20 protein-coding genes are annotated in these 23,455 nt (G+C 70.7%); 10 read left to right on the top strand and 10 right to left on the bottom strand.

Annotated features, from left to right (window positions below):
- Nucleotides 1-427 precede the first annotated feature (427 nt).
- The 6 genes from BKH28_RS02965 (at nucleotide 428) to BKH28_RS13685 (ending at nucleotide 6,305) form a co-directional block, all read left to right on the top strand.
- On the top strand, nucleotides 428-1,525 hold the full coding sequence (locus BKH28_RS02965; protein WP_075417395.1) for a sugar-binding transcriptional regulator: 1,098 nt from the start codon (nucleotides 428-430) through the stop codon (nucleotides 1,523-1,525).
- 126 nt (nucleotides 1,526-1,651) lie between these two features.
- Nucleotides 1,652-2,284: an amino-acid N-acetyltransferase gene (locus tag BKH28_RS02960; RefSeq protein ID WP_075417413.1), complete on the top strand. Its 633-nt coding sequence runs from the start codon at nucleotides 1,652-1,654 to the stop codon at nucleotides 2,282-2,284.
- Between the two features lie 129 nt (nucleotides 2,285-2,413).
- A complete protein-coding gene (locus BKH28_RS02955) occupies nucleotides 2,414-2,899 on the top strand; it encodes a hypothetical protein (protein ID WP_075417394.1) in 486 nt (161 codons plus the stop codon).
- 122 nt (nucleotides 2,900-3,021) lie between these two features.
- Nucleotides 3,022-3,858, top strand: a complete 837-nt coding sequence (locus BKH28_RS02950) for a hypothetical protein (protein WP_081380007.1) — start codon at nucleotides 3,022-3,024, stop codon at nucleotides 3,856-3,858.
- A 148-nt stretch (nucleotides 3,859-4,006) separates the two neighbouring features.
- Entirely contained in the window at nucleotides 4,007-4,993 is a 987-nt protein-coding gene (locus BKH28_RS02945) for an A/G-specific adenine glycosylase (RefSeq protein WP_081380006.1), read from the top strand.
- A gap of 88 nt (nucleotides 4,994-5,081) precedes the next feature.
- Nucleotides 5,082-6,305: a hypothetical protein gene (locus BKH28_RS13685; protein ID WP_256695448.1), complete on the top strand. Its 1,224-nt coding sequence runs from the start codon at nucleotides 5,082-5,084 to the stop codon at nucleotides 6,303-6,305.
- A gap of 66 nt (nucleotides 6,306-6,371) precedes the next feature.
- On the opposite strand, the gene disA is transcribed toward BKH28_RS13685, so the two are convergent.
- The 5 genes from disA to tkt all read right to left on the bottom strand — a co-directional run bounded on the left by disA (nucleotide 6,372) and on the right by tkt (nucleotide 12,781).
- Entirely contained in the window at nucleotides 6,372-7,442 is a 1,071-nt protein-coding gene (gene disA / locus BKH28_RS02935) for a DNA integrity scanning diadenylate cyclase DisA (RefSeq protein ID WP_009393164.1), read from the bottom strand.
- A 278-nt stretch (nucleotides 7,443-7,720) separates the two neighbouring features.
- Nucleotides 7,721-9,139 (bottom strand): DNA repair protein RadA, encoded by a 1,419-nt coding sequence (radA, locus tag BKH28_RS02930; protein WP_075417392.1) that lies wholly within the window; start codon nucleotides 9,137-9,139, stop codon nucleotides 7,721-7,723.
- A 62-nt stretch (nucleotides 9,140-9,201) separates the two neighbouring features.
- Entirely contained in the window at nucleotides 9,202-9,867 is a 666-nt protein-coding gene (locus BKH28_RS02925) for a hypothetical protein (RefSeq protein ID WP_075417391.1), read from the bottom strand.
- A gap of 74 nt (nucleotides 9,868-9,941) precedes the next feature.
- Entirely contained in the window at nucleotides 9,942-10,460 is a 519-nt protein-coding gene (locus BKH28_RS02920; protein ID WP_075417390.1) for a hypothetical protein, read from the bottom strand.
- Between the two features lie 230 nt (nucleotides 10,461-10,690).
- Nucleotides 10,691-12,781: a transketolase gene (gene tkt, locus BKH28_RS02915; protein WP_075417389.1), complete on the bottom strand. Its 2,091-nt coding sequence runs from the start codon at nucleotides 12,779-12,781 to the stop codon at nucleotides 10,691-10,693.
- A 209-nt stretch (nucleotides 12,782-12,990) separates the two neighbouring features.
- Between tkt and BKH28_RS02910 the strand changes: the two genes are divergently transcribed.
- Nucleotides 12,991-14,373 (top strand): MFS transporter, encoded by a 1,383-nt coding sequence (locus BKH28_RS02910; RefSeq protein ID WP_075417388.1) that lies wholly within the window; start codon nucleotides 12,991-12,993, stop codon nucleotides 14,371-14,373.
- Nucleotides 14,374-14,410: 37 nt separating this feature from the next.
- Here BKH28_RS02910 and BKH28_RS02905 read toward each other — a convergent pair whose 3' ends face one another.
- From BKH28_RS02905 to BKH28_RS13680, 4 genes are all read right to left on the bottom strand, one after another.
- Nucleotides 14,411-15,838, bottom strand: a complete 1,428-nt coding sequence (locus tag BKH28_RS02905; RefSeq protein ID WP_081380005.1) for a hypothetical protein — start codon at nucleotides 15,836-15,838, stop codon at nucleotides 14,411-14,413.
- A gap of 84 nt (nucleotides 15,839-15,922) precedes the next feature.
- Nucleotides 15,923-17,374, bottom strand: coding sequence for a flotillin family protein (locus BKH28_RS02900; RefSeq protein WP_075417387.1), 1,452 nt, complete (start codon nucleotides 17,372-17,374; stop codon nucleotides 15,923-15,925).
- Nucleotides 17,375-17,481: 107 nt separating this feature from the next.
- Nucleotides 17,482-17,982: a nodulation protein NfeD gene (locus BKH28_RS02895; RefSeq protein ID WP_075417386.1), complete on the bottom strand. Its 501-nt coding sequence runs from the start codon at nucleotides 17,980-17,982 to the stop codon at nucleotides 17,482-17,484.
- A gap of 107 nt (nucleotides 17,983-18,089) precedes the next feature.
- The gene (locus BKH28_RS13680) at nucleotides 18,090-20,252 is read right to left on the bottom strand and encodes a hypothetical protein (protein WP_256695445.1); all 2,163 of its coding nucleotides are present in this window, start codon (nucleotides 20,250-20,252) and stop codon (nucleotides 18,090-18,092) included.
- A gap of 271 nt (nucleotides 20,253-20,523) precedes the next feature.
- Here BKH28_RS13680 and dhaK point away from each other — a divergent pair, with 271 nt between their 5' ends.
- From dhaK to dhaM, 3 genes are all read left to right on the top strand, one after another.
- The gene (gene dhaK, locus BKH28_RS02885; RefSeq protein WP_075417408.1) at nucleotides 20,524-21,534 is read left to right on the top strand and encodes a dihydroxyacetone kinase subunit DhaK; all 1,011 of its coding nucleotides are present in this window, start codon (nucleotides 20,524-20,526) and stop codon (nucleotides 21,532-21,534) included.
- Between the two features lie 67 nt (nucleotides 21,535-21,601).
- Entirely contained in the window at nucleotides 21,602-22,261 is a 660-nt protein-coding gene (gene dhaL, locus BKH28_RS02880) for a dihydroxyacetone kinase subunit DhaL (RefSeq protein ID WP_081380004.1), read from the top strand.
- Between the two features lie 71 nt (nucleotides 22,262-22,332).
- The gene (dhaM, locus tag BKH28_RS02875; RefSeq protein ID WP_075417385.1) at nucleotides 22,333-22,749 is read left to right on the top strand and encodes a dihydroxyacetone kinase phosphoryl donor subunit DhaM; all 417 of its coding nucleotides are present in this window, start codon (nucleotides 22,333-22,335) and stop codon (nucleotides 22,747-22,749) included.
- Between the two features lie 37 nt (nucleotides 22,750-22,786).
- Here the strand turns inward: dhaM and BKH28_RS02870 are convergent, their stop codons facing one another.
- Nucleotides 22,787-23,455, bottom strand: coding sequence for a potassium channel family protein (locus BKH28_RS02870; RefSeq protein WP_003789240.1), 669 nt, complete (start codon nucleotides 23,453-23,455; stop codon nucleotides 22,787-22,789).

Here is a 23,455-nt window from a genome sequence, read left to right as displayed (position 1 = left end):
GGGGCCGGCCGGCCCCGAGCCGCGGGTGGAGGACTTCTTGGAGGAGGGCTTGCGGGTGGAGATCATGGCTCCTGGGCTCCTACGTGTCGTGAGGTCGAACTGATGAGGCTGTACGGGGCCGGTCGGCGTTGACCGGGGTGCCGGACCGGGTGCAGGCCGAGTCCCGACTTCCGGTGCCGGGGCCCGCTGCGTTCCGTCGCGCTCGCACGGCCCTACTGTGGTGGCGGACACCACTGTCCGTCGTGGGTGGGAGAATGCGCAAGGTGCGTGCACCAATGTGCAGATGGCTTTCGAGGTATCCACAAGAATGTCCGCTTATCCGTGCGGACAGTCCTCCTCGCCAGGACATCCGATGTCGCACGCGGGAGGATCGTGCCCCCGCTGTGTGGAACAGCCCCGTCGTCGACGGGAGGAGAAGGAGGATGACGTGACTGGCAGAACCGCTTCTGACGCGGCCGGGAGCGCGGCGAGCGCCGCCGCCCCCGGCGGCCTCCTGCGTGCCTATGAGGCGGCCTCCATGTACTACGTCCAGGGCGAGACGATGGAGGTGATCGCCCACCACCTGGGGGTGTCGCGCTCGACCGTCTCCCGGCTCCTGGCACGTGCCCGCCAGGAGGGCGTCGTGCGGGTCAGTCTCGTCCAGCCCGGTGGCGCCGGCTCCCTGGAGGGGCGGATGGCGCAGGTCTTCGGGGTTCGCACGCATATCGTCCCGGTGCGTGAGGGCACCACGGAGATCCACCGTCTCCAGCAGGTCGCCTCCGTCGCCGCCGCGCACATGGTCGACCTCATCGAGACCCTGGCCGAGCAGAGCGGGTCCGCTGCGGCCGATGCGGCCGGCCAGGACGTTGGTGCCGGGGGAGTCGTCGTCGGTGTCGCCTGGGGCACCACCATGTCGGAGGTCAGTGCCGCCCTGCCCTCGCGCTCGGTCCCGGGACTGACCGTCGTCCAGCTCAACGGCGCCTCGGATCCCGTGCGTGAGGGGCCCAGCGCCGGTGAGGTGCTCTCCCGGATGCGCCTGTCGCTGGGGGCGCGCACGATCTCCTTCCCGGTGCCGGCCTTCTTCGACCATGTGGCCACCCGTGAGGCCATGTGGTCGGAGCGCTCGGTCAAGCGGGTCCTGTCGGTGGCGCGGCGCGCGAGCCTGGCCGTCTTCGGCGTCGGCGCCCTCGATGCCCTCAATGGGGCACTGCCCTCCCAGGTCTACGAGGGCGGCCACCTCACCTCCCGGGACCAGACCGTCCTGCGCCGCCAGAACGTGGTGGGGGACGTGTGCACCGTCCTGCTGCGCTCCGACGGCTCCTGGCGCGACATCACTCTCAACGCCCGGGCCACCGGACCGACTCCCGCCCAGCTCGCCCGGATACCACGACGCCTGTGCGTGGCCGCAGGGACCGGGAAGGCCCGCGCCCTGCTGGCCGCGCTGCGCGCCCGGACCGCCACCGATCTCATCGTCGACGACGCCACCGCCCGCGCCGTCCTGGAGCTCGCCGAGGCCCGCGGCCAGACCGGGGGCGGTTCTCGATGAGCCGCGAACGTGGCAGGATGTGGGCCCGGATCGCGCTGCGGTCTGCTCACGGCTCCGACGTCGCCGGTGGTGCACCGGCTCGTGGGGCGTAAGACCAGAACTGAGCCCTACTGAATGCGGACGACGATGAACAGCACTGCTGTCATGACAAATGAACACCTGCCCGCCGGCCGGGCGACACACCGGGCCGAGGTCTACGGGGTTGACGGCTCGCACCGCATTCTGCGGCCGGCGCGCCCGGCGGACGTGCGCGCCATCGCCGAGCTGGTGCGCCCCTATGCCGAACGCCGCGTCCTGGTCTCCAAGGACCTCATCTCCTACTTCGAGGACATTCAGGAGTTCATCGTCGCCGAGGAGATCCCCGGCGTCGTCGGGCATGGTGGAGGAGATGACGGAGAGGCCTCGGCCACACCCAGGATCGTGGGCTGTGGGGCGCTGCACGTCATGTGGGACGACCTCGCCGAGGTGCGCACCCTGGCCGTCCACCCCGACGCCGTGGGGACCGGTCTCGGCTCGGCCATTCTGCGCGAGCTCATTGCGCAGGCCCGGGAGATGGGACTCAAGCGGGTGTTCTGCCTGACCTTCGAGGAGCCCTTCTTCGGATCCCACGGTTTCGAGCCGATCGAGGGCACCCCGGTGGGCGCGGACGTCTTCTCCGAGATGCTGTGCTCTCACGACGACGGCCTGGCCGCGTTCCTCGACCTGGCCCGGGTCAAGCCCAACACCCTGGGCAACGCCCGCATGCTCCTGCACCTGTGAGCAGATCAGGCTGAGTGGCCGGGCCGAGCGGGCCGGTTGCGTTGCGACTGGGTGCGCAACGGGCGCGATCCTTCGGACGAGCAACCGACAATCGTGTGACAGCCATGCGACAACCGTGGAGGAGCACCCATGATCCGCAACGTTCACGAACGCGTCATCAACGCCCCACTCGAGCCCCTGGGCGTCCTGCTCGACGGGCTCGGGCAGAAGGATGATCGCCTCTGGCCCTCTCGGTACTGGCCACCGATGGTCCTGGACCGGCCTCTGGCGCTGGGAGCTGATGGAGGGCATGACGACATCTACTACTACGTCAGCGAGTACGAGCCCGGCCGGCGAGTGCGGTTCACCTTCCGTCCCCGCACGGGGATCATCGGTGCCCACGAGCTGAGTCTCGACGCCCTGGACGAAAGGCGCACGCGTATCCGCCACGTCCTCATCGGCCGTACCCGCGGAGCCATGCGTCTCCTGTTCCCGGCCGTGGTCGAGCCTCTGCATGACGCCGTCGTCGAGGACCTCTTCGACAACGCCGAACGTGAGACCACCGGCACGGTCATCCGTCCTGCGACGTGGTCCCCGAGGGTGCGCGTGCTGCGCCGCCTCGCCCGTGGCAGGTAGCCATCACGGACTGTTCAGGGTGATGGGGAGTTCTGCCTGGGGCTGCCGCGGGGTCGAGTCGGTAGCCTGACGAGGCCTTGTCGCGTTCCCGCGCATCCGAAGCCCCCTTGAGGACAGTGCTCATGAGTCAGCCATCGGTCAACGGTCCCTACGGCCGGCCGTTCCAGCCCGACCAACCCGGCCGGTACGGCGTCACCTCCCGACAGAGCCAGTATGGCCGACCCGGTCCTCAGGTCCAGTACGGCCAGGTCGGCGCCGACCAGCCGGCCTATGGCGCTGCGGGCGGTCAGCAGCCGACGGCATCGACCCCGCAGCCCGAGTACCGGCCCTCTCAGCTCGGTCCGATCCCAGTCGAGCAGGACAAGGTCGTGCTCAAACCCACGGCGACGCTCGCCAGCCGCATTCAGCTCCTCGTCGGTGGCGGTTTCGGGCTGGTATGCCTGGCCGGAGCGGTATGGAACCTCATCTACCTCGGTGATGAGGGAACGATCACTGCATTCGTCATCCTGCTGCTGCTCGGGGTGTTCCTGGTACTCGGCGTCCTGCTTCTCATGTCGGTGCACACGGTGCTCGACGCCACTGGCATTCACGTGGGGGCTGGCGGCAGGGGCCGCGACATCCCCTGGCCCCGGTCGCGCACGGGCCTGTTCGTCAAGGTCTCCGGTGCGCCTGCGGCCCTGAGTGCCACCGCCGGCAGACCCCAGATCCGCCATGCCGAGGCCTATGTCGTCGACAATGACGGCAAGGCCATCGCCCTGACCGGCCTGAGCTGGTCCGGGTTCAGCGGCGAGGCGCTGGAGCGCAAGGGGGCCGCCGAGCTGGACCGCATCTGGTCCTGGGCTCTTGCCCGTGGATACGCCCAGGAGACGGGGGAGTACGTCGAGCTGAGCGGCGTCCTCGGCATCCAGCAGGGACTCCGGGCGAGGCAGGAGCGCCGTCAGGGCCTGGGGCGTCCCTGAAGAAGGAGGTTGTCACAATGCCCGAGAGCTCCGGGCGTCGTGGCACCTGACGACACCGGTACGGTGCTGATGTCCGCTGGGCGGACGCCTGCGACCTGCCGTCCGCCCTCATCGGAGCCTCCAAGCCGTTGCCGCTACGGTGTCCCCCGTGCCCGACCGCCCCTCCTCTGATGACACGATTACTGCCGCGTTGTCGGCATCGCCCTTGCCACCCGCTGATCCGGCTGAGCCCTCGGCGCAGGACGTCATGGCCTGGTATGACGCCCACGCCCGCGATCTGCCGTGGCGCCGGCCCGGTACGACGCCGTGGGAGGTCCTGGTCTCGGAGGTCATGAGCCAGCAGACCCCGGTGGCCCGCGTCATCCCCGCCTGGCAGGAGTGGATGACGCGCTGGCCCGGCCCCACCGAGCTCGCCCAGGCCCCCACCGCCGAGGTGCTGCGGGTCTGGGGACGCCTGGGCTACCCACGCCGGGCCCTGCGGCTCATCGAGTGCGCCCGCAGCGTCGTCGAGCAGCACGGCGGCGTCCTGCCCGACGATCTCGACGCCCTCCTGGCCCTGCCCGGGGTGGGGGAGTACACGGCCGGCGCTGTCATGGCCTTCGCCCACGGTCGCCGCGCCCTCGTGCTGGACACGAATGTCAGGCGGGTCCTGGCCCGCGCCGTCGGAGGCCAGGCCCTTCCCGCCCCCAGCCTCAACCGGGCCGAGCGCGAGCGGGCACTGAACCTGCTGCCCGACGACGACCCCACCGCCGCTCACTGGTCGGTGGCCGTCATGGAGCTCGGCGCCCTGGTGTGCACCGCCCGCGAACCGGACTGCGGCGCCTGCCCGTGGCAGGCGGGCTGCGCCTGGCTGGCTGCCGGCCGCCCCGCGGACATCCACGCGGGCCGACGTCGCACCCAGGCCTGGCACGGCACCGACCGCCAGGCCCGGGGGCTGGTCATGGCCCGCCTGCGGGAGGCCGCCGACGGGCGGCCCGTCGACGCCGGTGAGCTCATGGCCTGCGCCGCCAGGGCGGGTGTGCGAGCCTCCGGCGGCGCTCCCGACCCCGATCAGCCCACACGCGCCCTGGCCACGCTCCTGACCGACGGGCTCATCGCCACCGACGACGACGGCGCCAGCTACCGGCTTCCCTAGCCGCCTGCCCAGTCCGCGTATCGATCCGCGCACCGCCGGGGCGGGGCGCTCACGGTCCTGAGGCCGTCACGCCGGTAGAGTCGTGACCATGGCCAAAGGACGCGGACGCAACCATGGGGAAAGCGCAGGACGACGAGGCTCGGCCCGTCGCGGCGCGGGCTCCTCATCAGGGCGCTCGTCCTCGGGCTCCCAGTCCCGGCCCCTCCGGCAGGGCGGATCGGGTGGGCCGCGGTCGGGCGGACAGTCCTCCTCCTCCCGCTCCGGCGGGGCGGCCAGGTCCTCCCAGGCCAAGGGGCGCGGGGGCCGTGCTTCGGGAGTCAAGTCGACCGGACATCCCCTGCACTCGGGTCAGACGGGCAGGCCCGCCGGCGGGCACTCGGGCAAGTCCTCCCAGGCCGGCAAGAACCGCCGCCCCTCCCAGGGCGCCCAGGGATCCTCGACGGCTCGCTCACGGCAGGCCGCTCCGGGAACCGCTCGCTCCGCCCGGACGAGCTCGACTCAGGCCGCTCGCTCCGATCGTCGTCGAAACAGCTGGGGCAAGGGCATTCAGTGGGCCCACATCGGCGGCGGGCGGCTCACCGGCTCCCCCGACTCGGTCCCACAAGGCCCGGACCAGCCCCGCAGCGGACGCCTGCGCAAGCCGATCCCGCCCCAGCCCCGCTACGGTCTGCGCCGTGCCCTGGTGCTGGGCGGAGTCCTGCTGATCCTCCTGATCCTCGTCGTGACCATCGTCGTCGGCTACCTCTGGGTTCGTCACACCATCCGCAGCCAGGATGAGGAGCGGGCCGCCGCTCAGGTGCACACCGTCTACCCCACGCCGGGAACCTGCGACCCCTCGACCCTGTCGAACACGGTGCAGGGGCCCGAGACCGTCGGTGTGGGCGCCGGGGCGACCTTCTCCATCTCCCTGGTCAACAACGGCTCGGTGCCCTGCCTGCTCGACGTCGGAAGCCAGGCGCTGGGGGTACGGGTCTCCTCGGGCTCTCAGCAGGTGTGGGACTCCGTCACATGCCCCGTGGGCCAGACTGAGAAGGCCCTTCTGCTGCCTGCCGGGAAGGCCGCGGAGGTCAGCGTGACCTGGAACGGAAATGCGGCCACCTCCGACTGCGCTGTCGCCAACGCCGCACCGGCCTCCCCGGCCAGCGCGTCGGCCTCCTCCACCCCGAGTGCCACCGGCGGCTCCTCTGCGAGCCCCTCGGCGGACCAGGCGCAGACCGCCCCCGGCAGCACCGCGGGCGCGGGGACCTACCGTTTCCACTTCGTCATGGGGGGCAAGGACCTGACGGAGGACCGGGTCTTCGTCGTCGGCTGACGGCCATCTGCGGCCGGGACGCTCTCCCCGGGGCGGCCGGCGAGCCTCGCAGCGGTGCAGAGGAGCTCAGGAGTAGCGCTCGACGACGGAGATCTCCGCCAGTCGTGACAGCCCGTCGCGCAGGGTCCGGGCCCGCTGTGCGCCAACCCCCTCGACGGCCTCGAGCTCCTCAATGGTGGCGCCGAGGACCCCCTGCAGGGACCCCCACTGCTCGACGACGGCGCGCGCCGTCACCACGGGCAGGCGCGGGATCTTGGACAGGATCCGCAGGCCGCGCGGGGAGACCTGAGCGTCCAGGTCCTGGCCGTCGATGCCGCCCAGGCCCATGGAGCGCGCCACCATCGCCAGGTCCAGGAGGGCGGGGGAGCCCACCCACTTCAGGCGCGCATCCACGGTGGCCGTGTCCAGCCCCTCGGGCAGGTAGTCCTCCAGGAGGAAGCCGTGCTCGGCGAGCAGGCCCCGGGTGAGTTCCTCGACCTGAAGGGCCAGGAGACGCCCGTCGGTGCCGAGCTCCAGGACGTAGGAGTCGATGTCGGCGGAGATGCGGCGAACCATCTCCATGAGCTGGAGTACTGAGGTGACGTCACGGACGGTGACGAGGTCCTCGATCTCCAGGGAGTCCAGGCCGGCGGAGGTCTGGTCGAGGCGGGCCTTGTAGCGCTCGAGGGCCGACAGGGCCTGGTTGGCGCTGGCCAGGATCGACTCGCTGGGCTCCAGGACGTGGCGCTTGCCGTCGACGTACAGGGAGATGATCCGCATCGACTGGCTCACGGAGATGACCGGGTACCCGGTCTGGCGGGCCACGCGCTCAGCGGTGCGGTGACGCATGCCCGTCTCCGAGGTCTGGATCGAGGCGTTGGGCAGCAGCTGGACGTTGGCGCGCCGGATCCGGGCGGTGTCCATGTCGACGACGACGCCGCCGTCCATCTTGGCCAGCTCACGCAGGCGGGCGGCGGAGAGCTCGACGTCCAGGTGGAAGCCGCCTGAGGAGATGGCCTCCACGACCGGGTCGAAGCCCAGCACGATGATCGCTCCGGTACGTCCGCGCAGGATCCGCTCCAGGCCGTCACGAAGGACGGTGCCGGGAGCGACGAGCGCAAGCGTCTCGCGCAGCTGGCCAGCGGCCTCGATCATCATCTCTCCTGATCTCGCGGTGTCCTGGGGAAGGGATCGCACAGTGTGCTTGCCGGGGTGTGGACGGTGCTCCGACCCTTCGGGTTTCACGGCATCTGGTTGAGCCCGCACACCCCGGTGCTCACGGCCCCATGGTATCGGCAGGCGGGCCGACCTTCGGAGAGGGCCTTCCCACACTGGACCACTCGGTCTGTTGGCGGCGCAAGGCGGATCCATGGCGGAAACGTTGCCTGCTCGGCTTCGGCATCCGTCCCTCACCTCTGTGCTGCTGTGCCGTCCTGTCAGCCGCGCGGGAGTGCCGCCCCCATGGCCTCACCCACGTGCGCGACCGGCAGGACCTGCATCCCGGCGACCTCGCGCAGCTCGGCTGAGCCCGCCAGCGGCACGATTGCCCGGTCGAAGCCGAGACGGGAGGCCTCCGCCAGGCGCCGCTGAATACCGACGGTGGCGCGCACCTCACCGGTGAGCCCCACCTCGCCGAAGGCCACGAGGCCTGCGGGCGTGGGCAGGTTGCGCGCGGCCGAGACCACGGAGACGGCCACCGCCAGGTCCGTGGCCGGCTCGACGGCGCGAGCCCCACCCACGGTGGAGACGTAGACGTCCGCGCTGGAGGTGTCCACCCGCAGTCGGGCGCTGAGAACCGCCAGCGCCATAGCCGTGCGCGAATGGTCCACACCGGAGGTGGTGCGCCGTGGGGAGCCGGCGTTCGTGGGGGCCACGAGCGCCTGGATCTCCACCGGCATGGGACGGCGCCCCTCCAGGGTCACGGTGGCGCATGTGCCCGGCACCTCAGAGCGGGCGGAGGACAGGAACAGGCCCGAGGGGTCCGCCAGTCCTACGATGCCCCGCTCGCCCAGGTCGAAGCAGCCGACCTCATCGGTGGGGCCGTAGCGGTTCTTGACGGCCCGCAGCAGCCGCAGGCGCGCGTGGCGGTCTCCCTCGAACTGGGTGACGACGTCGACCAGGTGCTCCAGGACCCGGGGGCCGGCGATCCCGCCGTCCTTGGTCACGTGCCCCACGAGCAGCACCGGGATATTGCGCTCCTTGGCCACCGCGATGAGTGCGCCGGCCACGGCCCGGACCTGGGTGACGCCCCCGGCACTGCCCTCGACCTGAGCCGAGGCGATGGTCTGGACCGAGTCCACCACCAGCAGGGAGGGGCCGGCCGCCTCCACGTGCCCCAGCAGGGCCCCCAGCTCGGTCTCCGCGGCCAGGAGCAGCCCGGGATCCAGGGCGTCGATGCGCTCGGCCCGCAGCCTCACCTGCGAGGCCGACTCCTCCCCGGTGACATAGAGGACCGGCCCGTCCCCGCGCTCGCGAGCCACGGCGGCGGCCTTCGCGGCGACGTCGAGCAGCAGCGTGGACTTGCCGACACCGGGCTCGCCGGCCAGCAGCACGACGGCGCCCGGCACGATCCCGCCACCCAGGACCCGGTCCAGCTCGCCCACCCCGGTGGGGCGGGCCCTGGCCTCCGTGGCGCTGACCTCCCCGATGGGGCGGGCGGCCACCGTCGGCCGCACGGCGCCGGCGGTCAGGGAGCCACCAGCACCCCCACCCGAGGCGCCGAGGGCCTGAGTCTCCTCCAGGGTTCCCCACTCACGGCACTCCCGGCACTGGCCCATCCACTTGGGACTGGACCAACCGCACTCGGTGCAGCAGTAGGAGACCTTGGGGGCCTTGGGACTCTTCGATGCGGGCATGACGGGAGAGTATCGGGCCCCACCGACATCTATTCAGGCATCTGCTGGGCGCCTTCCGGGCCTCAGTATCCGACCGAACCGGTCTGACCCGGCTGCCCGCCGTGACCGTGGGGACGCTGAATCCGGGGATCCTGGTCGGTGGGCGGCACCTGGCCCGGCTGCTGTGGCTGACCGTGCGGGGCCTGCTGCGGAGCGCCCTGAGTCGCCTGCTGACCGGGCACCTGGCCGTAGCCGGTGCTCTGCGGCGCCATCGGCTGGGCGGTCGGCTGCCGGTACTGGGGCTGACCGTCGCTCTGCTGCACAGGGGCCGTACCCGGGTAGGGCTGGTACTGCGGGGCAGCCTGCGCCTGCACCGGGTTCCCGGGCATCTGGGGGTATCCCTGCTGCTGGGATGCCCCAGCGGCCTTCGCCGCCTCGGCGGCCGCCAGCTGTCGGCGCAGTTCCTCGGGAACCAGATTGGGGAAGCGCTTGGCCAGGACATCGTCGACGAAGGAGACGAGGAATACGAGGATCGCGATGGGGATGATGAAGATCCAGAAGGGAGTCCTCGCTCTGCCCGGCACGTAGGTGTTGAGGAGGATGAGGATGAAGACGTCCAGAATGACGCCGATGATCACCGCTATCCCGAACAGCGGGTAGAACAGGCGGGTACGGATCGTGATCTCATCCTCGGCGGACTCGTTGTCGCCGGTGCCTCCGGCGTTCTGGGGGACGTGAGCTGTGCTCATGAGGTAAGTCCTCTCTGAGGTGCTGGAAGGATGTTCCAACGTGAAGTCGGGTGTGTGGGACTGACTGTCGAAGGTCAGCTCGTGTATCCGTTCTGACCGTAGGGCTGCTGGTTCCGGGGATCCTGGTCGGTGGGGGCCTGTCCGTACTGCGGCTGCTGCGGTGCGCTCTGAGTCGCCTGCTGACCGGGCACCTGGCCGTAGCCGGAGTTCTGCGGCGCCATCGGCTGGGCGGCCGGCTGGCCGTACTGCGCCTGGCCGTACTGGCCTTGTTGAGGGGCGTGCCCGCCCTGGAAGTGCGGAGCCACGTAGCCGGGTACCAGGTGGGGAGACTTCCTGGCCAGGGCGGCGTCGGCGAATCGTCCGATTCCCAGGGCCACGACGACTGGGAGAATGAAGACCAGGTAGGGGATGCGTACTGTGCCCTCGGCATTCGTGATGATTCCGATGAAGATCGCGATATCGATAACGATGCCGATCACGACCATGGCGGTCATGATGAGCAGGTAGTAGCGCGTGCGCAGGGGCTGCTCCTCGCCGGAGTCATTGGTGCCGGGGGTCTGGGGAGTGTTCTGGGCGGGTGGCTGTGCGCTCATGAGAGAGGCCTCTTCTGTGTCTGGGATCGTTGTGGCGGGATGCGCCAGGTGGCGCGGCCGGTTCCCAGCGTGCCCAAAATCGGCCGGTAGGTCACTCTCTCGTGATGGGGAGGGGTACCCCCGTGACATTTGTTGCTCTCATGTCGAGCCGGGCATCCCTCGCGTAGCCCTACAGAAAAGTAGGACGACGCGAGAGATGCCCGGCTCGGTGGTGGTGAGTGGGGTGGGCGTCAGCCGCGGGTGCGGGCCAGGGCCTGACGTGCCCGCTCAGCGACGTTCTGCCCGGTGAAGCCGTACTCCTCGAACAGGGTGGTGCCGGCGGCGGAGGTGCCGTAGTGGTCCAGGGAGATGATCTCGCCGGCGTCGCCGACGATCTCTCGCCAGCCCAGGGCGATGCCCGCCTCGACGGCGACCTTGGCGGTGCCGGCCGGCAGCACCTGGTCCCGGTAGGCGGCGTCCTGCTGGGCGAACCACTCCAGGCAGGGGGCGGAGACCACCCGGGTGGGGGTGCCCTGCTCCTGGAGGATGTCTCGGGCGGCCACGGCCACCCCGACCTCGGAGCCGGTGGCGACCAGGACGACCTCTGGGGCCGTGTGCCGGCCATCGGCGTCGGTGGCCTCGGCCAGGATGTAGGCGCCGCGGCGCACGCCCTCGGCGGCGGCGGTGGCTGAGGCGCTCACGGTGAGGTTCTGACGCGACAGGGCGATGCCGGCCGGCTCGTCGTGACGGCGCAGGATCTCGGCCCAGGCCGCGGCGGTCTCGTTGGCGTCCCCGGGGCGCACCACGGCCAGACCCGGGATCGCGCGCAGCGCCGCCAGGTGCTCGACGGGCTGATGGGTGGGACCGTCCTCGCCGACCCCGATGGAGTCGTGGGACCACACGAAGACCGGCCCGATCCCCATGAGCGCCGCCAGGCGCACGGCCGGACGCATGTAGTCGGAGAACACCATGAAGGTGCCCCCGTAGGGCCGGGTGAGCCCGTCCAGGGCGATCCCGTTGAGGATCGAGCCCATGGCGTGCTCGCGCACACCGAAGTGGAGGGTGCGCCCGAAGGGCCCATCGCCCTCGGACTGCGCCAGGGCACTGGGAAGGAAGGAGGGCTCGCCGGCCATGGTCGTGTTGTTCGAGCCGGCCAGGTCCGCCGACCCGCCCCACAGCTCGGGCACCACACCGGCCAAGGCGGAGAGCACCTTGCCCGACGCCGCACGGGTGGCCAGCGACTCACCCACCTCCCAGGTCGGCAGGGCCGCCTCCAGGCCCTCGGGCAGGCGGTGGGCCTCAAGGCGCTCCAGCAGTGCGGCGCCGGCGGGGTTGGCCCGCTGCCAGGCCGAGAAGCGCTCGTCCCAGCCCGCTCGTGCGGCCCGGGCGTTCTCGGCGGCCCGATTGCGGGCGTGGGAGACGACGTCGTCGGGCAGGATGAAGCTCTGCTCGGGGTCCAGGCCCAGGGCCCGCTTGAGCCCGGCGATCTCCTCGGCCCCGAGCTTGGCGCCGTGGGAGGATGCCTGACCCTGCTTGGTCGGGGAAGGCCAGGCGATGATCGTGTGCAGACGGATCAGCGACGGACGCGTGCTCTCGGCGCGGGCCGCCACGATGGCCTCGTGCAGTGCCTCAAGGTCCTCCGCGTAACCGTCGGGACCGGTGCGCCAGTCGACGTCGAGCACCTGCCAGCCGTAGGCCTCGAATCGGGCCGAGACGTCCTCGGTGAAGGCGATGTCCGTGTCGCCCTCGATGGAGATGTCGTTGTCGTCGTAGACGGCGATGAGGTTGCCCAGCTGCTGGGAGCCGGCCAGGGAGGCGGCCTCCGAGGTCACGCCCTCCTGCATGCAGCCGTCGCCGAGGATCGTGTAGACGAAGTGGTCGAAGACCGACTCGCCCAGCGGGGTGGCGGCATCGAGCAGCCCGTGCTCGCGGCGCGCCGCCATCGCCAGGCCCACCGCGTTGGCGAAGCCCGCCCCCAGCGGACCGGTGGTGGTCTCCACCCCGGCGACCTCGCCGAACTCGGGGTGGCCCGGCAGTCCTGCCGGGGAGCGGAAGGCCGTGAAGCCCTCCGGGGCGATGTCGTAGCCGGCCAGGAACAGCTGGATGTACTGCACCAGTGAGGCGTGCCCGATGGACAGGACGAACCGGTCCCGTCCCAGCCAGCCCGGATCCGCCGGGTCGTGGACCATCTCACGCTGGTAGAGCAGCCACGCCACCCCCGCCAGCGAGATCGGCGTACCGGGGTGCCCCGACCCCGCCTTCTCCACGGCGTCGGCGGCCAGGGCCTTGGACACCGCGATGGTCTGACGGTCGAGGTCGGTGAGCAGCGGCTCAGCGCTCATAACTGAGGACTCCTTGTGCATGAGGGTGCATATTGCTCGCGGCCACGGGCGCCGTGACGCTGTGCATCGCGGTGCATCCGTGGGCGGGCATCAGGGATGATCCTTCCCGCTTCCGTGGGGGCGGGCAAGTACACGGATGGACGCGTGTGTCTTTCACCCCGGTGGTTGTTCCCGGGTGCAGCCGCCCTTCACCGTAGATTGGGCCGCATATGGGTACAGCAACGAGACACGCGGCACCGGCAGCGGCTTGCGGGAGCGCTTTGGAGCAGATCGACTCCCGGCCCCTGACGGGTCACCAGCGAAGCGTCATCGCTCTGGCGATCGTCGCCAACGTCTCTGAGTTCTTCGACATGTTCCTCATCGGCTTCGCCGTCGTCCAGCTCCAGAAGGAGTGGAGCCTGGGCGGTTTCGAGACCGGTGTCATCCTGGCCTGCTCCGGGCTCGGGACGGTGCTCGGCTCGGTCCTGTGGGGCCGGGCCGCCGACCGGATGGGCCGACGACGCACCTTCTTCTGGTGCGTCCTGCTCTTCACCGTCTTCACCCTGGCCTCGGTGTTCACCCCCACCGGCTGGTGGATGATGCTGGCCCTCCTGCGGGTGCTGGTCGGTGTGGGCGTCGGGGGCCTCAACATCGTCTCCATTCCTTACGTCCAGGAGTTCGTGCCCACCAGGCAGCGCGGTCTGCTGGCCGGACTGGGATCGGCGTTCATCCCGCTGGGGCTCTTCCTGGGCTCCCTGGCGCAGCGGATCCTGCATGACAACTGGCGCGGTCTCATCGCGCTGGGGGTCCTTCCGATCATCCTGCTGGCCTGGATCCGAGTCGTCCCGGAGTCTCCCCGCTTCCTGCTGTCCCAGGGCCGCGAGCGCGAGGCCCGCGAGTCCATCGCCTGGGCCCTGGAGCTGAGCCCCGACGCCGTCGGTGCCCTGCCGCCTGTGGAGGCCGGGCCGCGTATCGCCTACCTCGAGCTGCTGCGCAAGCACCTCAGGCCCCTGCTCATCGTCTCGGTCGGCTCCTTCTGCTTCATCCTGGGCTCATTCACCGTGCAGTCCTGGGGGCAGACGCTTCTGGAGGTCGGCTTCACCGACATCGGCTCCGACGCCGTGGGGACGCTCTTCATGGGGGTCTCCCTGGTGGATCTGCTCGGGCGCCTGGCCTCGGCCTGGCTCGCCGACCGGATCGGGCGGCGCTGGACGATGTTCTCCTTCGGGATCATCGGTGCGCTGGGTGCGGTCATCGTGGCCATCTCCGCCCACTGGGAGACCTCGTGGATCGTCTTCTTCACCGGTATCTGCATCACGATGGGCTTCGGTGACGGGGCCTTCGGGATCCTCAACGCCTTCGGCGGGGAGCAGTTCCCCAACGATGCCCGGGGGACGGGGCTGGGTCTGGGCTACGGGATCGGCGCGACCGCCAAAATCATCGGCCCCCTGCTCATGGGGGCGATGATCGGTTCCGGCAGCCTTCAGGAGCTGGCGCACCCGCTGGCGGCCGTCTTCCCGGCCTTCCTCTTCTTCGCGGCCATGCTGGCCCTGGGCGGCTGCATCTACCTGCTGGCCCGTGAGACCAAGGGTGAGATTCTCGAGGACATCTGAGTGCCCGAGCGGCCCGAGGGCATGATCGGCCGCGGGCTCAGGACTTCCAGGCGGTGGCCGGGTAGAAGCCGGCCACGTTGCAGAATCCGTAGGGCGTCACCGTCACCATCTCGTGCTGGCCTCCGGTCGGGGACTCCAGGATCACCTTGCCGGTGTCCAGGTTGATGAGGCGCAGACGGCCGCCATTGAGAGCGAGATAGAGGATGGAGCCGTAGATCGCCGCACTCTTGTAGGACTCCTGCTCCGTGGACTTCCGGGTGAGCAGCGCGGTCGCGGAGCCGTTCTTGCGGACCTGGATGTAGTTGGTCATCCTGATGACGTACCCGTTGCTCGCGGTGAGGGTCGCGTGCTTGTCCTCCCCTTCTGCCGGCAGGTCCGTCAGATCGGTGCGTTCACCGGTGGCGAGATTGATGCTGAACTCGGGGTAGGGCGGCTCATGCGTGTGGCTGTCGACGGCGTAGAGGTAGCCCTGGTGCACGAGCCGGGCACTGACGTTCTCGATGGGGTGGGTGACACCGTCGGTGAGGGTGACGATGGCCGTCTGTACCTTCTCGTCGTCACTGAGCAGGGCCACCGCCTCGCCGCCCTCCAGCGCACAAAAGTTCTGGGACGTGGTCGAGGCCAGGTCAAACTGCACGGACAGGTCCTTCGCCGACAGTCGAAGCGCTCGGTGCGGGATGCTGCTGGTGACCAGGAGACCGGTGCCGTCGGAGGTCATCTTGATCGAGGATCCGGCGCGATACGTCGACTCCCGCGTCTTGAGGGCAAGATTCTCCCCGAGCACCGTGCTGGCGACGATGCGGCGGTCGGCCAGACGGATCTTGAGCAGACTGACTCGTCCCCGGTTCTCGGGGCGCTGGTCGGCGACGTCCTCGCGGCCGGTGATGAGGTAGGCGAACTCGTCGTCGCACGTAGCGGCGCTGGTGAACTGCTCGGTGATGAGCGTGCCACGGCTGGGGTCGACGCGGTTTGCTGTGGGCATGCCGCCGACCTGGGGAACGGTCATCGGCTCGATGCGATACCCGTGCTCGGAGTCGTCCGGCACGAGGGTGTAGGTCTTCGGGCCCTTCAGGTCCACGATGATGGGGCGGTCGCCGGACAGGGCAGCGGTGTCGTCGTCGCTGTTCACGTCATAGGCGATGAGGAAGGAGCCGTGGGTGGTCTCGATCATCGCGTTGGTCGGCCACGGATGATTCTGGTTCTCCTTGATGCGCAGGGGCCACACCGCCTCACTGCCGAAGTTGGTCGGGACGGCGGTCGCTTTCGGGGGTGTGGACAGTGACGCGTGAAGGACAGTGGGGGGCTGGGGGATCAACGTGCGTGCGATGCGTTGCCTGATGGTCGCGCAGCCGCTCAAGGACAGGGCACTGGCGCTCATGGTGGCGCCGAGTGCGGCGGTGAGGAAGATGCGACGACGCATGGTGACCTGCCCGGTACTGACTCTGCTGGGTATGACGGGGGACATGCTACGTGACCGGGTGCGGTCGAGTGGAGAAATTCCGCACCCGGCCACGTCGGGGATCCCGATTTGTTGCGGACCGGCCGGATGTCAGTCCGCCGGGTGCTCGACGACGTCGGCCCTGGTCCTGCCGTCGCTGTCATTGTGGTCGACGGAGGCGCCGGAGTCCGGCAGGTGGCCGCCCACCATGTCGGTCAGGCCGGTGCCCACGAGGCTGCGCAGGATGACATCGAGCTGCTCGACGTTGCTGGCCACGGCCTTGGGCAGGGCGGAGGCGCCCTCGGTGGAGATGATCGACAGGTCGCGCACGCTGGCCAGCGGCTCGCTCAGGGCCCGGGCGATCTCGGGGGCCTTGTCCAGCAGCATCTGGCGGGTGGCGGCCTCACCGTACTTGGCCAGGGCATCGGCCTTGTCGCTCATGGCCTTGGCCTCGGCCTCACCGGCGGCGCGGATCGTGTCGGCCTCGGCCTGACCGCGGGCCGCGATGGCCTCGGCCTCGGCGCGGGCCCGGGCTGCGGTGGCCTTGGCCTCGGCCTCGGCGCGGGCCACGGTGGCCTGAGCCTGGGCCTCGGCATCCAGGCGGGTGCGCTCGGCCTCGGCCTGGGCGCGCAGCAGCGCCTCGGTCTTGGATGCCTGAGCCTCCTGCTCACGCTGGTAGCGGGCGGCGTCGGCGGGTTTGCGTACCGTGGAGTCCAGCTCGCGCTCGGTCAGGGCGGCCTTGGCCTCGGCTGCCTCCTGCCCGATGATGGCGATCTCCCGCTCCTTGGCGGCGCGGGCGATCGGGCCGGCGGAGTCGGCGTCGGCCTGGGCCTTGTCCGTCTCGGCCTTGAGCTGGGCCTGACGCAGGGACAGGTCGCGCTCGCGCTCGGCGATCTGCTGACGGGAGGTGACCTCGGCGTCGCGGGCCTCGCGCTCGGCGTTGGCCCGCGCGATGCGGGCGTCCTTCTCGACGCGCTGCTGCTCGGGCACGCCCAGGGACTCGATGTAACCGCCGGCGTCGGTGATCTCGGAGACCTGGAGCATGTCGATCTCCAGGCCCATGTTGGCCATGATGCTCTTGGCGTCGTCGAAGACGTTGCGCTGAAGGGCATCGCGGTCGGAGATGAGGTCGGTGACCGTCATGTGGCCGATGATCGAGCGCAGGGAGCCGATGAGCGCCTCCCGTGCGGAGTCGGCGATGGCCTGGTCCGTGTTGGGCTTGCCCAGGAAGCGCTTGGCGGCTGCACGCACCTGCTCGTCGGAGTCACCCACCTTGACGGCGGCCACGGCGGCGACGTTGACATGGATCTTGTTCTCGTCCTCGGCGGTGACCTTGAAACCGATTGTGGTCTGGGTGAAGGGCAGGTACTGGATGGACTGGATGACCGGCAGGACGAAGTCGCGCCCACCGGGGTGGATGATCTTGACCGTGCCCCGGTTCGACCCGGAGATCAGGCCGGTGAGGTTGGAGGGGACGACGACGATTCGGCTGAACAGGTAGGCGACTGCCGACAGCACGATGATGGCGACGACGGCGATAACGCCGATGACTGGTATACCCATGCGATGTTCCTTTTCTATGTGGGGAGATGGGATGAGGGAGGATGAGGGAAGGAAGCGACGCGAGCAACGGGTGTGAGCCTGGGGTCCGTCATCGGCCCCCAGTGGGCTCAGCCGCCGATCTGCTCCCAGGGGGCGATGGCGAGGGTGGAGTCGACGGCGTCGAGCACCCAGGCGCTCTGGCCCGAGCGCAGCGGTTCCTCGGAGCGCGCCGGCAAGGTGAGCTGATGACCTCGCGTGATGGCGCGGACCTCGCCGCCGCCGTCCTTCCACCACAGGACGGTGACCTTCTCGCCGACCAGCTCCGCGGCGGTGGGCGGAGCCGTGTTCAACGGCATGGAGCGCCTGAGACGGTTCCACAACCAGCGCATGGCCGCGCCGGATGCGAGAGCCGCTGCTGCGGGAACGCCCCACAGCACGGCCGCCGGCACCTGTGCGGCCGCCGATCCCGTCACCGTCACCCCCATGCCGATGGCGCCGAACACGGCCACCGGCAGAGCGAGGATCGGCACGAGCCCATCGGGGAGGAAGGCGTCCAGCAGCCCGTCGAACAGGATGCCGATCACCAGGGTGGTGCAGCCGATGATCGCGCACCAGGCGAAGATGCCCACACCAGTCCCTTTCCGTGGAGGCCCCTTGGTCTCCAACACCTGGATTCTGCCACGCAGGTCGGGGCGTCAAGCCGTGACGGGATGGGGAGAAGTACCCGAGGCCGGGCTCAGGCGCCGCGTGCTCGAGGGATTCGACCGGAGTCCTGCAGGGACGGCGGAGCCGAGGACCAGGACGCCGTCGTCGGGATGGCCGTCGCAGCAGAGGGGGTGGTAGGAACCGTGATGGTCTCCTGCGCATCCGAATCGACCACTTGTGCCGGGCCGGTTGGGGAGGCCGCGCGGGCTGTCGTGGCCATGACTGCTGCCGCCCGGTGGGCTCCGACGGCGTCGGCGGGGACGGCGCCGGCAGCGGCCACAGCGGAGGACTGCTCAGCCTGTTGGGATGTGGAGGGGACGGGTACGGGATGGCTGATGCCCCCCGGCACCTGGGCGGGCGCCTGGGATGCGCCCTGAGGTGGGAGGAAACCGTAGCCGGTCGTCCCCGTCGGACCGGCGGCCGTGATCGGGGAGGGCTGAGGGCCTGTGGGCACGGTGACGGTCTGCGCGGATACTGCCGCAGCCCTCGTGGGTGACACGTCCTGGCGCGTGGACGGTGGGGTCGCGTGGGTGCCGGTGTGCTCGGAGCCCGGCTGCGCCGGCTGGAGCCCCGCCTGCGCAGCGGTGGCGGACGCAGCCGGGGCGGCCAGTGACGCGGGCGCCTCGGGGGCGCCTGGTGCGGCCGAGAAGCGCGAATCGGTGACGTGGCGCCCGGTCGTCGGCGTCCCGGGGAGAGTCGGGGCCAGGACGGGTTCGGTCTCCTCGGTGTTGGCCGACGCCGTCGACGCCCCCGAGGACTGAGTCGCTGAGGATGCCGGGGGCGATGCCGGCGCCGTCCCCGAGACCGTGACCGCATCCGGAACAGCGGCCGCCTGCATGGATGCACCGGTCAGGGCGGCCTGAGTGCGTCGACGGCGGGAGATGCGACTGGGGGTCGGGTCCTCGAAGACGGGCCTGTGAGTCTCGGGCGCCCGGTGACTCGTCGGGCCCGCGGGGGGCTGCTGGGAGTAACCGCTACTCGGTGTGGGCTGCGCGGGCGGTGCCTGCTGGGCCCCGACTGCCTGCGACTCGATGTCGGCCAGTGGGGCGGTGAGCGGTCCGGAGGGCGCGTCGGACGGCAGCGCCTCGGGGGGCACGGCCGCCGCCGTGGGTGACGGCTCCACGCCGCTGGGCCGGTCGCCCAGGGCAGGGGTCGAAGGGGGCGGTCCGGCCGCAGGCTCATGCGAGAGGGGGGCGGCCATCGTTGTCGCAGGCTCCGGCCCCGGTACCGCCGGTCGAGTCGGCTCAGGAACAGTCGTGGAGCCCGCCTGGGGCGTTGCGCGCCCGCCTCGACGTCCGGGGGTGAGTGGAGGCCACACGACATCGGAGTCGGGCAGCGCGGTGGTGGCCGGCCCGGACGTCGCCGCCGAGGCCTCCCGTGCCACTCGGCTCTGCGCCCGCCGCGAGCGCCGTCGGGAGCCGGAGGCGCCGGCGCCTCCCGCAGCGGGTACGGCTCTCGTGGACCCGGCGGTGCCGGTGGAGGCGACGGGACTCGGGTAGTCGGCGAACTTGACGATGTGGTCGAGGTCGTAGTGGGTCGGATCCTGCCCGGCGTTGCGCAGCACGTCCTCCAGGGGACTGAGCAGGGCCAGCCGGAAGGCGGGGTCGACACAGCGGGCGTTGACGGCGCCCCAGATCTGGTCGGCGGTCAAGGACTCCTCGGAGGAGCCCAGGTCGTTGCGGATCGCGGTGACCAGGTCCGACTCCAGGCGCGCGTAGGCCATGGCGTAGGCGCTGGGCCACGGGGCCTCGGGGCGCTGGGAGCGCAGGAGGGCGAAGTTCCGCATGGCGCGCAGCACCTCGTCCGAGCCGCCCACGAGCGCCCCCACCCGCAGGCGGTCCAGCGCCTCGTTCTTCATCGTCCCGGTGCCCTCAGGGCCCAGCAGGTGCTTGGAGTCCTCGACGACCTCACGCAGGAAGACCCGGTAGGCGGCGACGCTGTCCGGTGTCGTGCGCTCCTTGGTCATCGAGCGCAGCCGCTCGGCGGCGTGACGTGCCGCCAGGCGGGCCGAGCTGGCCTCGGACTGGACCTCGTTGATCCGCGAGATGCTCGCCCGGGAGATCCGTGAGGCCTCCTTGAGGGCCAGGTCCGCATGCGCCGTCGAGCGCCGTGCGGCGAAGACGGCGGCAACGGCGACCAGGACGGAGACACCGGCTGCGATAGTGGCCACGACGGCGACAACGGACAGATCCATACCCCTATCCTGCCCGTAATCGACCCGGTGGTGCCGCGAAAAAAGGACCTCCCCAGATAGTCCCCAGAATCTCTGCGGGTGACGCTCAGGCGAGGTGGTGGCTGCGCTCACGTTAAGGGGTGAGGGGTGCGGTGCGTCGGGGCCGCCCCTGGCCGCCCGGGCGCGTACCCGTTCCTGCATGGACACGGTGACCTGCACCGATGTGCACGGGGTGACATCCTCGGAGCCCGAGGCGCCACATGCGGGCTCGTGGCGCGGTAGCGTCAGCGCCATGAAGAAACTCATCAACACCGTTGACAACGTGGTCACGGACGCCCTGCGGGGCATGGCCGCGGCCCACCCCCACGAGCTCGACGTCGACCTCGACCAGCACATCGTCTACCGCCGTCAGCCCAAGGAGAAGGGCAAGGTCGCCATCATCTCCGGGGGAGGCAGCGGGCACGAGCCCCTCCACGGCGGCTTCGTGGGCACCGGCATGCTCGACGCCGCCTGCGCCGGCCAGATCTTCACCTCCCCGGTCCCCGATCAGATGGTGGCCGCCACCAGCACCGTCGACCGCGGTGCCGGCGTGCTGCACATCGTCAAGAACTACACCGGCGACGTCATGAACTTCGAGATGGCAGCCGAGATCGTCGACGCCGAGTCCGGCATCCAGGTCGCCAGCGTCGTCACCAACGACGACGTCGCCGTCGAGGACTCCCTCTACACCGCCGGACGCCGCGGTGTGGGCGTGACCGTCATCGTGGAGAAGATCGCCGGCGCCGCCGCCGAGCAGGGGCGCCCGCTGGATGAGGTCGCCGGCATCGCCGCACGCGTCAACGCTGCCGGGCGCTCCATGGGTATGGCCCTGACCTCCTGCACCGTCCCGGCCAACGGCAAGCCCTCTTTCGACCTGCCCGACGACGAGATGGAGATCGGCATCGGCATCCACGGCGAGCCCGGACGCCACCGCGAGAAGGTCGCCCCCGCCGCCGAGATCGCCGAGCGCCTCGTCAGCCCGCTCCTGGCTGAGCTGCCCGACGCGGCCGGCCCCGACGAGGGCGTCATCGCCATGGTCAACGGCATGGGCGCCACCCCGCTGCTCGAGCTCTACCTCATGTACGGCGAGATCGCCCGTCTCCTCCAAGGATCCGGGATCACCGTGGCCCGCAACCTCGTGGGCAACTACATCACCAGCCTCGACATGGCCGGCTGCTCCCTGACCCTGGTGCGCGCCGACACCGAGCTGCTGAGCCTGTGGGACGCCCCGGTCAACACGCCCGGCCTGCGCTGGGGCGTGTGAGGACCTGACACAATCGGGGTGCCCGGATCACGTGCGGGCACCCTAAGGAGACTGAAGGAGAAGCGACATGACCGCAGACGCGGGAGCCCTGAGCCACTCGCTGAGCGTGACGGATCTGGCGACCTGGGTGCGCCGCAGCGCAGCACTCATCGCCGAGCACGCCGAGGAGCTCACCGACCTGGACGCCGCCATCGGCGACGCCGACCACGGCACCAACATGAAGCGCGGCCTGGCCGCCGCCGCCGAGACGGTGCAGACCGGCAGCTTCGCCAGTGCCGACGCCCTCCTCAAGAAGGTCGGCACGACCCTGGTCTCCACCATCGGGGGCGCCTCCGGGCCCCTGTACGGCACCTTCTTCCTGCGCGCCGGGGGAGCCGTGGTCGGCCTGGAGGCGCTCGACGCCCAGGCGCTCGCGGGCGCCCTGGAGGCGGGGGTCGGTGGTATCGCCGCGCGGGGGCGGGCCACCACGGGGGAGAAGACCATGCTCGACGCCTGGAGCCCGGCCCTGGAGGCCCTGCGCGCCCATCCCGGCGACCTCGCCGCCGGCGTCGCGGCCGCCGTACGGGCCGCCACCGAGGGGCGCGAGGCCACCAAGCCCATGGTGGCCACCAAGGGGCGGGCCTCCTACCTGGGGGAGCGCTCGGTGGGGCACATCGACCCCGGCGCCGCCTCCACCGTCCTGCTGCTGACGGCCCTCGACGACGTCGTGGCCGGAAGGGTGTCGTGAGTCCTGTGAGTCCCGCAAACCCCTCCGAGCCCGCATCGGTCCCTGAGCCGACGCGGTCGAACGGTGCCGCAGTGCGTGTCGGCATCGTCCTGGTCTCCCACTCCCGCGCCCTGGCCGAGGCCGCCCTGGACCTGGCGCGTCGGCTCATCGTGTCCGTCGACGTCCCCGTCGAGCCGGCTGCGGGCCTTGCTGACGGCGGGCTGGGCACCGACCCCGGTGCCGTCGTCGACGCCGTCGAGCGTCTCGCCGACCGCTGCGACGGCGTCCTGGTCCTGGCCGACCTGGGCAGCGGGATCATGAGCGCCGAGATGGCCCTGGAGATGCTCGAGCCGGCCCTCGCCGAGCGGGCGCGCCTGTCGGCGGCGCCCTTCGTCGAAGGTCTGCTCGGTGCCTACGGCGCCGCCGGGATCGGTAAGGATCTTGAGGCCGTGGCCGCTGAGGCCAACGGTGCCGCCGAGGCCAAGCGCTCCCAGGTGGCCGCCTTCTGACGCACTGAGAGGCGCGCGTGAGGGTCGCCTGGCCGGCTCACGCGCGGTTGGCGAAGCGCTCCAGGAGGGCGGCATCCCCGCCGACGACGAGCACGTCCTCGGCTGAGACCAGGGTGTCCGGGGTGGCGTACTCGAAGGGCTCACCCGGGCTCATGAGGCCGAAGACGGTGATCCCGTAGCGGGAGCGCACCTTGGACTGGCCGATGGTGAAGCCGTGCAGCTCCGTGGGTGGGCGCATCTTGACGATGGTGAAGCCGCCCTTCTCCATCTCAATGTAGTCGAGCATGCGGCCCGAGACGAGGTGTGCGGCGCGCTGGCCGGCGTCGAACTCGGGGTAGACGACGTGCTGGGCGCCGATGCGGCGCAGGATGCGGCCGTGGGCGCGTGAGATGGCCTTGGCCCAGATCTGGGGGGTCTCCAGGTCCACGAGGTTACCGGTGATGAGGACGGAGGCCTCCAGGGAGGTCGCCACCCCCACGACCGCGGTACCGAACTCGGTGGCGCCCAACTGCTCCAGGGCCTCCACGTCCGTGGCATCGGCCTCCACCAGGGGGATCCGGCCGGTCCACTGGCGCACGGTCGCGGGATTGGCCTCCACTGCCAGCACCTCGCGCCCCAACCGGTCCAGGGTGGCGGCCACGGCCGAGCCGAAGCGTCCCAGCCCGATGACGAGCGTGGAGTCGGTGCGTGAGAGCGGGGCAGGCAT

Source organism: Actinomyces oris (genome assembly GCF_001937665.1).
GTDB lineage: Bacteria > Actinomycetota > Actinomycetes > Actinomycetales > Actinomycetaceae > Actinomyces > Actinomyces stomatis.
The sequence above is the reverse complement of the archived record's forward strand: the minus strand, read 5'-3'. Positions and strand labels throughout refer to the sequence as shown.

Bases quoted from the DNA above. Each gene is read 5' to 3' on its own strand.
- BKH28_RS02905 (WP_081380005.1), bottom strand. From the start codon at position 15,838: ATGTCCCCCGTCATACCCAGCAGAGTCAGTACCGGGCAGGTCACCATG.
- BKH28_RS02960 (WP_075417413.1), top strand. From the start codon at position 1,652: ATGAACAGCACTGCTGTCATGACAAATGAACACCTGCCCGCCGGCCGG.
- radA (WP_075417392.1), bottom strand. From the start codon at position 9,139: ATGCCCGCATCGAAGAGTCCCAAGGCCCCCAAGGTCTCCTACTGCTGC.
- dhaL (WP_081380004.1), top strand. From the start codon at position 21,602: ATGACCGCAGACGCGGGAGCCCTGAGCCACTCGCTGAGCGTGACGGAT.
- BKH28_RS02870 (WP_003789240.1), bottom strand. From the start codon at position 23,455: ATGCCTGCCCCGCTCTCACGCACCGACTCCACGCTCGTCATCGGGCTG.
- BKH28_RS02920 (WP_075417390.1), bottom strand. From the start codon at position 10,460: ATGAGCGCACAGCCACCCGCCCAGAACACTCCCCAGACCCCCGGCACC.
- BKH28_RS02925 (WP_075417391.1), bottom strand. From the start codon at position 9,867: ATGAGCACAGCTCACGTCCCCCAGAACGCCGGAGGCACCGGCGACAAC.
- BKH28_RS02910 (WP_075417388.1), top strand. From the start codon at position 12,991: ATGGGTACAGCAACGAGACACGCGGCACCGGCAGCGGCTTGCGGGAGC.
- BKH28_RS02955 (WP_075417394.1), top strand. From the start codon at position 2,414: ATGATCCGCAACGTTCACGAACGCGTCATCAACGCCCCACTCGAGCCC.
- dhaK (WP_075417408.1), top strand. From the start codon at position 20,524: ATGAAGAAACTCATCAACACCGTTGACAACGTGGTCACGGACGCCCTG.
- BKH28_RS13680 (WP_256695445.1), bottom strand. From the start codon at position 20,252: ATGGATCTGTCCGTTGTCGCCGTCGTGGCCACTATCGCAGCCGGTGTC.
- disA (WP_009393164.1), bottom strand. From the start codon at position 7,442: ATGATGATCGAGGCCGCTGGCCAGCTGCGCGAGACGCTTGCGCTCGTC.
- BKH28_RS13685 (WP_256695448.1), top strand. From the start codon at position 5,082: ATGGCCAAAGGACGCGGACGCAACCATGGGGAAAGCGCAGGACGACGA.
- BKH28_RS02950 (WP_081380007.1), top strand. From the start codon at position 3,022: ATGAGTCAGCCATCGGTCAACGGTCCCTACGGCCGGCCGTTCCAGCCC.
- BKH28_RS02900 (WP_075417387.1), bottom strand. From the start codon at position 17,374: ATGGGTATACCAGTCATCGGCGTTATCGCCGTCGTCGCCATCATCGTG.
- tkt (WP_075417389.1), bottom strand. From the start codon at position 12,781: ATGAGCGCTGAGCCGCTGCTCACCGACCTCGACCGTCAGACCATCGCG.